Source organism: Clostridium formicaceticum, assembly GCF_001854185.1.
Classification (GTDB): Bacteria; Bacillota; Clostridia; order Peptostreptococcales; family Natronincolaceae; genus Andreesenella; species Andreesenella formicacetica.
Window position 1 is genome coordinate 824,300 of the sequence record NZ_CP017603.1, and the last position, 12,887, is coordinate 837,186.

The window sequence follows — 12,887 nt, forward strand, 5'->3', positions numbered from 1 at the left end:
ATTTTGTCAATCAATAAGGAGTGTTTTTATGGAAAAGTTTTCTTTAAAGGGTTTTCAGCACAAAGTTGATGATGTTTTAGTCAGGCATAGTAGTGTTTTAGATATATTGACAAAGCTTCAGGAAAGCAGTGCTCGTATTAACCGTGCTGTTGCAAAATCTGCCACTTATTGTGGATGTATACAATTAAATATCACAAAACAAGAAGCTCCGCAGGATATCTCTTATTCTGAATTAAAAAATTACATGTCTAGTCATGTAACCGGGGATTTATGTGATGTTTGTAGAGAGAAAATAGAACAAGAGTTGTCTATAAACTTTTTTTACATAACTGCTCTTGCTAATGCTTTTAATACAGATATAGAGAGTCTCCTAAACAGCTATTATGAAAATCAATTGAAAACCCTGGGAAAGTATGGTTTATTATAATCCTCTAGCATGAATTAAAGACAGTTCTTATGATCTTTATGCAACGAAGGAACTGTCCTTAACTCATTGTTTTTGATATGAAATGCGACTGAATTCGAGGAGAGTTTTTACTCCCACTGAATTGTAGCTGAATTTACTTCAGGGATGCAGTACTTAATCTCTCAGTTACATAAGTAGATAACCCAAACCTTTGATTTGATGTTAAATCACTTAGTTTGTTCACCTAGAAGCGGGGGTCTTAGCAATACATCGAAGGATACATTTTCCTACTTTATATATGACGCTCTAACAGCACCTGTTCCTGTAGTCTTCTTAGGCCTTCTTTAATAGCCCTAGCCCTAACTTCACCAATCCCTTCTACTTCATCTAACTGTCCAATAGAAGCCTTAAGGATTTTTTGAAAGCTATTATATTGCTTTGCTAGATTTTCTATTACACTAGAAGGTAATCGTGGTATTTTCGTCAAAATTCTATAACCTTTAGGAGATACCGCTAAATCCAATGCATTTATATTATTTCCATATCCTAATAATTTTGAAATATTACTTAGGTTCAAAAGTTCTTCTGACGATAAGGACTTAATGGCTTTTTGAATCGTTTCATAATCTTCTTCGGCAGTAGCCTTATAATCATAAATAACATGCTTTCCATCTTCTTTAACATTGGCTACTAACTCTTCTAGTTGCATACTTATTAATCTTCCTTCGTTGCCTAACTCATAAATAAACTTCTCAATCTCATAAGCAATTTTCATCACCATTTCTGTTCTTTGTAAAACCACTGCCACATCATACACTGTTACTAAATCTTCAAATTCTAAAGCACTAAGACTTGTCATCGCTTTATCAAAAGCTATTTTATATTTTTCTAAGGTTTGTATTGCCTGATTCGCCTTTGTCAGTATTTTGTCCGTATCTTGTATAACATATTTATAGTAACCTTTATATAATGTAATAATATTCCGTCTTTGAGAAATAGCCACAACAATTTCTCCCGTTTCTTTAGCAACCTGCTCTGCAATACGATGTCGAATGCCAGTTTCACTGGAAGGTATAGATGAATCTGGAATCAACTGCGCATTAGCATATAATATTTTTTTAGCATCGCAGCTTAGGATAATGGCTCCATCCATCTTTCCTAACTCATATATATAGGCAGGGGAGAAATCTACATTAATATGAAATCCACCGTCTACAATGTCCATAATATCTTGGCTATCGGCTATAACAATCAATGCTCCCGTTTTGGCTTTTAACATATTTTCTAACCCTTCTCTTAAAGGAGTGCCGGGTGCTAGTAATTTTAGGGTTTCTATTAATTCTTCTTCTTTGTTCCAGTCTTCTTTGACCATCATATAGCCCTCCTTCTATCTAGTTTTTCCTTTGGGCATTTAATAGGTATAGATTTCTATTGAAATCAGTTTACACTTTTTAAATATTTCAGTATATAATTTTATCATTATTCTTTCAATGAATCCACAAATTTATTAATATTTATAAAACTATATAAAAAGATTAAGGGCCTAAGACTTCCCTCCTGAAAAAACCTGCTGAATTACTTCTTGAAGGGTTTTTAGTTGAACAACGTCAATATTATTAAATTTAACAGTTTTAGAAAAAGCATTTTTTGCAATATATACTTTCTTAAAACCCATTCTATCAAGCTCTTTTATCCTTGCTTCAAGAGCAGGGACTTTTTTGAGTTCCCCCGTAAGTCCCACATCTGCAATAAAAACTACATCATTTGCTATACCTTTATTATATACAGAGGAAGCAATACTCATAATAACAGCCAAATTTACTGCTTGTTCTTTAAGCTTTATTCCCCCTGTGGTTTTAATAACTACATTTTTATTGAAAAGATTAATTCCTCCCCTTTGTTCAAGAATAGATATTAGTGTATTTAATTGTTCTCTCCTAAAAGCCTCTCCAATTCTAGAAGGATATGGAGTGAAGGCGTTAGATACTAAGCTTTCTATCTCTACAATAATGGGCCTAGAACCCTCTCGTAGAACAGTTAGGGCACTTCCTGAAACAACTTCCCCTTCTTCTCTTTTCGTCATGAAAAACTCTGAGGGATTATCTATAGACAAAAGTCCTCTTTCCGTCATTGAAAAAAAACCCATTTCTCCAGTGCTGCCAAATCTATTTTTTGTAGCTAAGATCCCTCTTAACTCCGCTTCATCTTCTCCCTCTATTACCAATACTGTATCAACCAAATGTTCCAGTGACCTTAATCCAGCTATTTCATCATTTTTGTTCATTTGACCTATCATAATAACAGCCCTTGGTTTATTACTATTTTTTGCGACCTTTAACAATTCATTAGAACACTCCATCGTTTGTGTTGGGTTTCCCGCCCTTGCAGGTAGATGCTGGCTCAAACTAAATGTCTGTATGCTATCCACAATCACCAAATCAGGATCTATTTCTTCGATAGTTTCTAAAACATGATCCATACTTGTATCGGCAATAATCCAAATATTCTCATTAATTTTATTCAATATCCTATCCGCCCTATTTTTAATTTGACTATCACTTTCTTCTCCAGAAGCATACAAAACTTTATAACCTTTTGCAGCTACATCATTTGCTACTGCTAAGGTTAAAGTAGATTTACCCCCTCCAGGAGGCGAGGTGATAATTGTCATGGAATCTCTAACAATGCCGCCCCCCATCACCCGATTAAATTCATTTATCTGCGTGACGATGCGATCACTTTTGCTCCCTTGAACATCTGTTAGTTTTAATGTAGGTGCTTTCTTTTTTATATTATTTTTACTTGTTGTAGACTTTTTAGTCATTTGGACAATGGTTTCTTCAACAGTATTCCAACTATCACAACCAGGGCACCTTCCCACCCACTTTAGTGACTGGTATCCACAGCTTGAACATTGATATATTATTTTTTCTTTCATTATTCCCTCCATATATAAAATAAGACTCAATTCAGAGAGAATTTTTGCCCCCCACTGAATTATAGCTAAATTTATTTCACAAAACATATCCCTCTAAGTATACTATTATCTGTATGACTTTTTCAATGAAAATAGGAAGGAATTCCTTCCTCCCTATTTTTTCGTTACTACCAAATCATCTTTCTCAAAATCAATTTCTACATGATTTCCAGCCATCACATTTCCCTTCAATAGTTCTTCTGATATCTTATCTTCTATCAATTTCTGTATTGCTCTCTTTAAAGGCCTTGCGCCAAATTGTGGATCATATCCTTGATCTGCAATATAAGCTTTCGCTTTATCTGTAATTTCTACTTGGATATCTAATTTATCCAGACGTTTTTTCAAGTCCCCTATCATTAAATCTACAATTTGTGTGATATATTCTCTATCTAAGCTATGGAATACAATAATATCATCAATTCTGTTTAAAAATTCAGGCCGAAAACTTCTTCTTAGTTCCCCCATAACATTGTCTTTCATTTTTTCATATTCATTTTTTGTAACGTCTTTTTCGTTCACAGCAAATCCGAGAGATTTTTGTTTCTTTATCGTATGAGCACCCACATTAGAAGTCATAATGATAATGGTATTTTTAAAATCTACTGTCTTACCTTTTGCATCTGTAAGGCGCCCATCATCTAATATTTGTAACAGCACATTAAAGACATCTGGATGGGCCTTTTCAATCTCATCAAATAGAATAACAGAGTAGGGCTTTCTTCTAACCTTTTCTGTTAATTGACCACCTTCATCAAACCCTACATAACCAGGGGGGGAGCCTATTAATCTTGACACTGTGTGCTTTTCCATATATTCCGACATATCTATACGAAGCATAGCATCCTCTTCACCAAACATGGCTTCTGCTAAAGCTCTCGATAATTCTGTTTTTCCTACACCTGTAGGCCCTAAGAAAATAAAAGAACCAATAGGTTTTTTAGGATCTTTTAGTCCTACTCTTGCTCTTCTAATAGCCTTCGATACAGACTTCACCGCTTCTTCTTGGCCAATTACTCTTTCATGTAGTATCTTCTCCATATTTAGCAGTCTTTCAGACTCTTCCTGTTGAAGCTTTTTCACCGGTATGCCCGTCCAATCAGCAACAACCTCGGCAATTTCCTCGGTATCTACTATAGCCTTATTGATATGACTCCTATCCTTCCAATCCACTTGCCTCTTTTCAAGTTCTTCCTTCGTAGATTTTTCTTTATCCCTTAACAGTGCTGCTCTCTCAAAATCCTGTAGGCTGATGGCTTCTTCCTTTTCTTTGCTCAATTTTGCTAGCGTCTCCTCTAAGTCTTTTAAATCCGACGGCGCTGTTACCACCGTTAACCGTACTTTAGAAGCTGCCTCATCAATTAAATCGATGGCTTTGTCTGGTAGATATCTATCCGTAATATAGCGATGGGATAATTCACCTGCTGCCGTTAGTGCTTCGTCTGTTATTTTTACCCTATGATGCGCCTCATATTTATCCCTTAATCCCTGTAGTATTTTAATGGTATCTTCTACAGAAGGCTCTTCTATCATGATAGGTTGAAATCTTCTTTCTAGTGCAGCATCCTTTTCTATATGTTTTCTATACTCATCAATGGTGGTAGCGCCGATGGTTTGCAATTCTCCCCGAGCTAAAGCTGGTTTCAAAATGTTAGCGGCATCAATAGCTCCTTCCGCTGCTCCTGCGCCAACCATCGTATGAATCTCATCAATAAATAAAATAACATTTCCTGCCTGCCTTATTTCCTCCATCACTTTTTTTAGGCGGTCTTCAAACTCTCCCCTATATTTAGCTCCTGCTAACATGGAAGAAATATCTAGCGTAATAACTCTTTTATCCTTTAAGATTTCAGGAATATTGCCTTCAACAATTTGCTGAGCTAAGCCTTCTGCTACAGCTGTTTTTCCCACACCAGGTTCTCCTACTAAACACGGGTTATTTTTTGTTCTTCTACTTAATATTTGTATAACCCTCTGCGTTTCCTTATTTCTACCAATAACAGGATCTATTTTCCCTTCTCTTACCATTTGGTTTAAATCTCTGCCATACTTATCAAGGGTTGGTGTACCACTGATCCCTTTTTGTGGATTGTTTAGATTAGGATGGTTATTCTGAGGACCTTTATTATTTAACAACTTTAACACCTCCTCTTTTGCTTTATCTAAATTTATTCCCATTTGAATTAATACCTTAGCGGCAATTCCCTCACCTTCTGCTATTAAACCCAATAGCAAATGTTCTGTGCCAATATAACTATGTCCTAAGCTTCTAGCTACCTCAAAACTAAGTTCAAATACTCTTTTTGTTCTTGGGGTAAAACCCACTAATTGTGGCTGCTGCAATCCCTTTCCCACTGTATCAATTACTTTTTCTTGCAATTGAGAAATTTCAATACCTAAATTTTTTAAAGCCTTAGCACCAATCCCTTCTCCTTCTTGCAATAAACCCAATAGCAAATGCTCTGTTCCTACATAATTATGTCCCAATTGTTGAGCATATCGCTGAGATAAAATAATAGATTGCTGTGCTCTTTCTGTAAATCTGCCATTTACCGCCATAAAATAACCTCCTATCCTACAATACTTCTCTTATTAATTCTGCTCTTTTTACATCTCTTTCATCAACGCCTAGTATCCTATTAAAATGTTTTTGCAAGTAACCTGGTTGAATCATAGTAATAAGACCATTTAATTTTTCTAGCTGAACTTCCTGTATTAATCTCAAATCTACACCTAACTTAACATCCGAAATCAATTGCATTGCTTCATGAGCAGTAATTTTTCTAGCATTTTTAAGGATACCAAATGAACGGAACACCTTATCTTCTAGCTCAATTTTTTTTGTTGTTAACAAGCTTTGGCGAGCTATTCTTTCCTTTTCAATGATTTGCAGCGTGACATCATGAAGATTACCTACAATTTCCTTCTCTGTTACGCCAAGGGTCACCTGATTAGATATCTGATATAAATTTCCTAAAAATTCTGTTCCTTCTCCATAAATCCCTCTCACATCTAAACCGATTTGACCTGCCGCCCTCAAAACTCCTTGAATATACCTCGTTAAACCTAAAGCGGGTAAATGCATCATAACAGAGGCTCTCATCCCTGTGCCTAGATTTGTAGGACAAGTTGTTAAATAACCTAATTCCTCATCAAAGGCATAATCTATCTTCTCCTCCAGCAAATCATCTATTTTGTCTGCCGTATTCCAAGCATTTTCTAATTGTAGTCCTGGAAGCAAACATTGAATTCTTATATGATCCTCCTCATGAATCATAATACTAATAGTTTCTTCACTATTTAAAAGCATATTCCCAATTGTAACATTTTTAGTAAGGTCTGGACTAATGAGATGCTTTTCCACATAATTTAAACGTTCTATTTCACTGATACCCTTCATAGAAATCAACTGAAACTTATCCCTCAAACTACTATTTCCCTCTATCATACCATGGTATACTTTATCTACGATTTCCTGTGCCTTATCATCAGTAATATTATGGGGAAAGGGGATGCCTTCAACATTTCTTGCTATCCTGACCCTGCTGCTAATAACAATGTCAGCCTCTGGACCTGCCTTTTTTAACCATTCCTCCATCCTTTTCCCTCCTATCTTCCTTCTATTGTATCTTCCAATTGCTTAATATGATCTCTCAGTTCCGCAGCCCTTTCAAAAGCTTGTTGGTCAATGGCTTCTTTTAATTGTAATTTTAATTCATTTACTTCCCTTTTTAGGCGAATAATTCCCCCGGCTCTTTTAGGAACTTTTCCTGTATGCTGAAGATTACCATGAACTTTTCTTATTAGAGGGGCTAAGTTCGTTTTGAACTCTTTATAACACTGATCACAATTTAATCTCCCTATCTGCTTAAATCTATCATAAGTCATGCCACATTGGCTACATTGTACCGAAGTGCTGTATTGAGCCTTTAGCTGGGGATCCTTCGTAACATCTAAAAGTCCAGCTAAAAAGTTGTGTATAGAAAAAGCATTGTCAAAGTTCAAAGTGTCTTTTACCTTTGCACACTGCTCACACAAGTGAACTTCTTCTTTTTTTCCTTGAATAATTTTTGTCATATGCACCGTTGCTTTTCTACTATTGCACTCTTGACAAACCATGGTCTCCCTCCTAGCCTAATAATGCCGTCAGCATATTTTTTAAAATATTCGCCCGAATTGCATCCCTTATATTTAATGGTGATATAATAGCAGCATCATCCGTTGCCGCCCTCATAAGTTTTGCCTCCCGTAAAGAAATAATACCTCTCTCTTCAAGAGATGCAATGAGACGATTTCCTTGGCTTTTTGTTATGCTGTCACCAATTTCTTTTATAATAAGATAATAAAGATTTTCATTTTCATTAAATAACAACTGTCTAATTTTAATGTATCCTCCGCCACCCCTTTGACTCTCTATATAATATCCTTGCGTGTAGTCAAATCGCGTCATCAGTACATAGTTTATTTGGGAGGGGGCACATTCAAAGTATTTAGCTAGTTCATTCCTTTGAATTTCTACTGTTTGATTTTTACTTTCTTTAATTAATTGCTTTAAAAAAGCTTCAATAGAATCGCTTATCCTTGCCACAACATCACCTCCTAAACTTATTTGACCTTCTTTGACTTTAATTTTATATAAAAATAAAAGAATTGTCAATAATTATTAATGATTATTTATTAAAATAATTCCACAAAAACAATGAAAATAATCACTTTTTTTCTTTTTACCTAATTTTTTCAAAAAAAAAAGCATATGCTATGCATATGCTTCAAAGAAAAAGTTTATACTTTTGCTGCTTTAGCAGCTTCCACTACTTTTTCACTAATCATTTGAGGTACTTCTTCATATCTGACGAACTCCATTGTAAAAATTCCTCTAGCTTGCGTCATAGAACGAAGATCAATGGCATACTTAAACATTTCTGATTGTGGTACTTCTGCCACGACTAATTGCATTCCTTTAGGCTGTGGTTCCATACCTACAATTCTACCCCGCCGCTTATTCAAGTCTCCCATAATATCTCCCATATATTCCTCTGGAATAATAACATTTACCTTTACAATCGGTTCCAATAGTACTGGTTTAGCAGTCTCCATTCCTTTTTTAAAGGCTAGGGATGCAGCTATCTTAAATGCCATCTCTGATGAATCTACATCATGATAAGATCCATCGTAAAGTATCGCCTTAATATTTACAACAGGATATCCTGCTAAAGTACCACATTCCAAGCATTCCCTTAAACCTTTTTCTACCGCTGGAATATAGGCTTTTGGCACAGAACCTCCAAAGATTTCTTCAGCAAATTCAAATCCCGTCATAGCAGGTTCAAACCTTATCTTAACATCTCCATACTGACCATGACCACCAGACTGTTTCTTGTGTTTTCCCTGCACATCAGACTTACCTTTAATGGTTTCTCTATAAGGTACAATAGGATCACTCAGTTCTACCTCAACGCCAAACTTGTTTTTTAATTTACTGGTAATTACCTTAATGTGAAGTTCACCATGTCCTCGAATTAAAGTTTGTTTTGTTTCTACATTCCTTTCAAAACTAAAGGATGGATCTTCTTCTGCTAAACGTTGTAGACCAGAACTTATCTTTTCTTCATCCCCTCTTGCTTTAGGCTCTACTGCTAAATATAACTGAGGTTGATCAAACGCTATACCACTAAAGAGAATAGGATGATTTATGCTGCACAAAGTATCCCCTGTATTTGTATGTTGTAGTTTAGCTACAGCACCTATATCTCCAGCCTTCACCTCAGGTATTTCTATTTGATTTTTTCCTCTCAATAAAAACAAATTTCCTATTTTTTCTTTTTCATCTTTATTTGCATTTAAAACTTCCATGTCTTGTTTTAAGCTACCAGATATCACTTTAAACAATGAAATTTTACCTATATATGGGTCAACAATTGTCTTGAATACTTGTGCAGAGAAGGGTTGACCTGACTCTAGTGATCGTTCTACTATTTCATCCTTGTGGGGATGTTTTCCCTGTTTAGGCGGCATATCCATAGGAGAAGGAGAGTAATCATTAATCATATTTAATAAACTATGGATACCTATATTTTTAGCAGTAGCACCGCACAATACAGGTACAATTTCACCACTAATAATTCCTTTTCGTAATCCGTTTTGAATTTCTTCTTGTGTAAAAGCTTCACCGTTAAAATATTTTTCTAATAGTACTTCATCGGTTTCAGCGACAGATTCCATAAGCATCTCTCTAATTTCTTCTACTTGTTGCATTTTATCTTCTGGAATAGGCTTTTCTGTACAGGTTTTTCCATCATATTCCTTAGCAATCATCTTCACAACATTTATATTTCCAATAAAATTTTCTTTTTCACCTAGAGGGATTTGAAAAGGTGCTACTTTTTTACCGAATTTTTCTCTTAATTGGTTTAATACCTTATCAAAATCAGCATTTTCTCTATCCATTTTATTGATGAAAATAAAGGTCGGCTTTTTCTTATCTTCGGCATAATCCCATGCCTTTTCAGTTCCTACTTCAATACCACTAGTAGCGTCCACCAATATAATCAGTCCACCGGCCACTTTAATAGCACTTTGCACTTCTCCAACAAAATCGAAGTAACCAGGTGTATCTATAAAATTGATCTTATGTCCTTCCCATTCCATAGGAATAACAGAAGTATTAATAGATATTTTTCTTGCTATCTCCTCTTTGTCAAAATCTGAAACCGTATTCCCATCTTCCACTTTACCTATTCGATTGATGAGCTTAGCTGTATATAATGCTGATTCTGTTAATGTAGTTTTACCACATCCTCCATGTCCTAATAATGCGATATTTCTTATTTTGCCAGCTTCGTATATTTTCATATATTCTCCCCCTCGCATGATATCGTTTAAATTATTAGATTAAATAAAATATTCGCTACTTTATTTAAAACTCCTTTTTTTATTTTTGTTTTTTTAAAAATATTTTGTATACAATAATTATTCCAAATATTCTAATATTTATTACCTTCTTTTTCTTTAAATTAGAAAATTTAGTAACTTTTTTCTTAGGTTTTCTATAACTTCTTCTATAGATGCGTACCCTTAAATTTTAATATATTTGCAGCCCACGGTTTTGGGGCGAAACCGTAGACCGTGTATATTAAAATTTAATTTTAGAAGCGCACATCTATATAAATAACCAATTTATACCTTAATAAAATACGCCCTCCTGCGGTTTCAGAAATGAACAATGTTAGCAATTCACTCCAGTGAAAAATCCTAAAATTTGCAAACTCGCTACCGCTCAAACATGCAAATTTCTTTATGGATTTTTCACTTACATGAATTGAACATTGTAGTCATTTCCTGCAAATGCATACGGTCTGTATTTTGTTAAGCTTTGTAGTTGGTTATCTATATAGATATGTCATCATCATGAAAATTATCAATAAAAAATTTATAGCATCTCTAAATAAAATTCGGCTACAATTCAGGGGAGTTTTTACTCTCTCTGAATTGTAGCCGAATTTACTTCGAGGATGTAGTGCTTGGTCTCTCATTTGCATAAGTAGATAACTTAAACCTTTAATTTGGTGTTAGTCACTTAGTTTGTTCACCTAGAAATGGGGGTCTTAGCAATATACCGAAGGATAAGAAAAGAGCAAAAAATTTTTTCTACTCTTTTTTTGCTTTTAACAGTTTTTACACTAGTTTCATAGTATGTATTGGATAGAAAAAATTAGTTTGTTTTTTTCTAAAAAATAATTTGTAAAGGAGTTCATTTATATGTATCAATCATATTCTTATCCTAATAATAATTGCTATGCTTATCCCCATGCCCAATCATTGGCGGTGGCCTATATAAAAGGAGGGCCACTTCAACCTGAAATTCAAGGTTCTGTTTGGTTTAAAGAAGTACCAGGGGGCACAGAAGTTTACGTAGAGGTGAAGGGTCTTCCCCCCTACCAGCCAGCTACCAATGATGATGCTCCTGTAGGACCACATGGCTTCCATCTCCATGAATTTGGAAGCTGCGAAGTCAGTGATCCTGAAGACCCTTTTCAGCAAGCTGGTGAACACTGGGCCCCCCATGGTCAACCTCATGGTAACCATGCTGGGGACTTTCCTGTGCTGTTTTCCAATAACGGTTATGCTAGAATGAGCTTTTTCACCAATAAGTTTAAACCTGCTGATGCTATCGGCAAGGCAGTTATTATTCATAAGAATCCAGACGACTACCGTTCTCAACCTGCAGGGGACGCTGGAAAACGTCTAGCTTGTGGCATTGTTCAATGGTATTGCTAACACAATTTTTTGGTCATACTCTAACGATTTCCGCATGGTCTAAGGCAGAATAATGAATATATCCGCCAATATGCAATATTGTATCTCCAATCTCTGGATCAATATGCATTTCTCCCATACAAGGAAAGCTGTGCCAATATTTTGCTACAATTTTTTTAGCTTCTTCTCCAAGTTTTTTACCTTCGAGATGCTTAGCTATATTATATCCGTTACCGCAGGGAGCGGATATAATTACTTCTGCCTTAACAATTACATCTTCTTTATTTACATATAGCTTAAACTTTGGTCTCCCTATTTTGAAAGTATCTATGAACCCATTTATGGTTTCAAACCCACTATAGTTTAATGCACAGAAAGGTTTAGGAAAGACTTACTCTTACACCAATAACATTTTTTCCCACATAGTGTACATACCATCTTTTGATTTTTAATATGCGGTATAAACTTATTTTGTTTAAAACTTCTCAATTATCAATACACCGAAGAATAAATTTACTTTAGTGCATCATTAGTAAGTCATCCTGCTGAAGAATTACTTCTTCATGTCTTAAAATTTGCTTTGTTCTATCACCGCTCTCTAAAGCATCTAAGTAAACTACTTCAGTTGGCACAATCTTGATGGCCTTTAGCTGATTACCTTTAAACGTTACAATTTCATTATCAGGATTATATTTCATCGCTTCTTCATAAACCCTTCTATCTTGAGCGCAAATCGTTGCCTGCCCAAATACTTGGATGCCTTTAATGCGCTTATAGTTAATGTACTCAGTATTTACTAATAAACATACATTAGGGTTTTGCTGGATAGCCTTAAATTTCTCCCCTCCTGCAGATAAAATATATAGATCCATTTCTTCTCCGAGAAAATATTGTACAGGACTACATCTAGCTATACCATCCTTACAGGTAGCTAAAGAAGCACTTTTATGTTCCCTTAAAAATTCTATAATATGTTGTCTTAACTCTAATGGCGCCATTTTTCTATCCATTTTCTATCATCTCCTTTAATTTAACTTTTATGAAGTTCTTGAATATGCTAAATAAAATAAAATTTAATTCAAAGGGAAATTTTTACTCCCCTTAAATTGTCGCCGAATTTACCTCGAGGATGTAGTACTTGATTTCTCACTTAAAAAAGTGAGTGCCTTAGCAATACACCGAAGGACAAATCCTTTCTTCAATTATTATTGAGCTTTTTTTTAAAACTATGTAAAAAAAAGTTTGTTA

At 35.0% G+C, this 12,887-nt stretch carries 10 protein-coding genes and 1 pseudogene; 2 read left to right on the top strand and 9 right to left on the bottom strand.

Features of this window, described 5'->3' with window-relative positions; genetic code table 11:
• The first annotated feature begins 28 nt into the window (after window positions 1-28).
• The gene (locus BJL90_RS03980; protein ID WP_070964376.1) at window positions 29-427 is read left to right on the top strand and encodes a DUF1573 domain-containing protein; all 399 of its coding nucleotides are present in this window, start codon (window positions 29-31) and stop codon (window positions 425-427) included.
• A gap of 271 nt (window positions 428-698) precedes the next feature.
• On the opposite strand, the gene disA is transcribed toward BJL90_RS03980, so the two are convergent.
• From disA to fusA, 7 genes are all read right to left on the bottom strand, one after another.
• Window positions 699-1,781 carry a DNA integrity scanning diadenylate cyclase DisA gene (gene disA / locus BJL90_RS03985; protein WP_070964379.1) on the bottom strand — a complete coding sequence of 361 codons (1,083 nt, stop codon included), beginning with the start codon at window positions 1,779-1,781 and terminating at the stop codon, window positions 699-701.
• 168 nt (window positions 1,782-1,949) lie between these two features.
• Complete coding sequence (gene radA, locus BJL90_RS03990; RefSeq protein ID WP_070964382.1) at window positions 1,950-3,344, bottom strand: DNA repair protein RadA; 1,395 nt, start codon at window positions 3,342-3,344, stop codon at window positions 1,950-1,952.
• Between the two features lie 153 nt (window positions 3,345-3,497).
• A complete protein-coding gene (locus BJL90_RS03995; RefSeq protein WP_070964384.1) occupies window positions 3,498-5,942 on the bottom strand; it encodes an ATP-dependent Clp protease ATP-binding subunit in 2,445 nt (814 codons plus the stop codon).
• Between the two features lie 16 nt (window positions 5,943-5,958).
• The gene (locus BJL90_RS04000; RefSeq protein ID WP_070964387.1) at window positions 5,959-6,981 is read right to left on the bottom strand and encodes a protein arginine kinase; all 1,023 of its coding nucleotides are present in this window, start codon (window positions 6,979-6,981) and stop codon (window positions 5,959-5,961) included.
• Window positions 6,982-6,992: 11 nt separating this feature from the next.
• The gene (locus tag BJL90_RS04005) at window positions 6,993-7,502 is read right to left on the bottom strand and encodes a UvrB/UvrC motif-containing protein (protein WP_070964390.1); all 510 of its coding nucleotides are present in this window, start codon (window positions 7,500-7,502) and stop codon (window positions 6,993-6,995) included.
• 10 nt (window positions 7,503-7,512) lie between these two features.
• Window positions 7,513-7,971 (bottom strand): CtsR family transcriptional regulator, encoded by a 459-nt coding sequence (locus tag BJL90_RS04010; protein WP_070964393.1) that lies wholly within the window; start codon window positions 7,969-7,971, stop codon window positions 7,513-7,515.
• A gap of 194 nt (window positions 7,972-8,165) precedes the next feature.
• Complete coding sequence (fusA, locus tag BJL90_RS04015) at window positions 8,166-10,235, bottom strand: elongation factor G (RefSeq protein WP_070964395.1); 2,070 nt, start codon at window positions 10,233-10,235, stop codon at window positions 8,166-8,168.
• Between the two features lie 906 nt (window positions 10,236-11,141).
• Between fusA and BJL90_RS04020 the strand changes: the two genes are divergently transcribed.
• Window positions 11,142-11,660 (top strand): superoxide dismutase family protein, encoded by a 519-nt coding sequence (locus BJL90_RS04020; RefSeq protein ID WP_070964398.1) that lies wholly within the window; start codon window positions 11,142-11,144, stop codon window positions 11,658-11,660.
• Window positions 11,661-11,673: 13 nt separating this feature from the next.
• Here BJL90_RS04020 and BJL90_RS04025 read toward each other — a convergent pair.
• Window positions 11,674-12,018: pseudogene (locus BJL90_RS04025) on the bottom strand (DUF166 family protein); the annotation flags it as partial.
• 139 nt (window positions 12,019-12,157) lie between these two features.
• A complete protein-coding gene (locus tag BJL90_RS04030) occupies window positions 12,158-12,649 on the bottom strand; it encodes a pyridoxamine 5'-phosphate oxidase family protein (protein ID WP_070964400.1) in 492 nt (163 codons plus the stop codon).
• Window positions 12,650-12,887 lie beyond the last annotated feature (238 nt).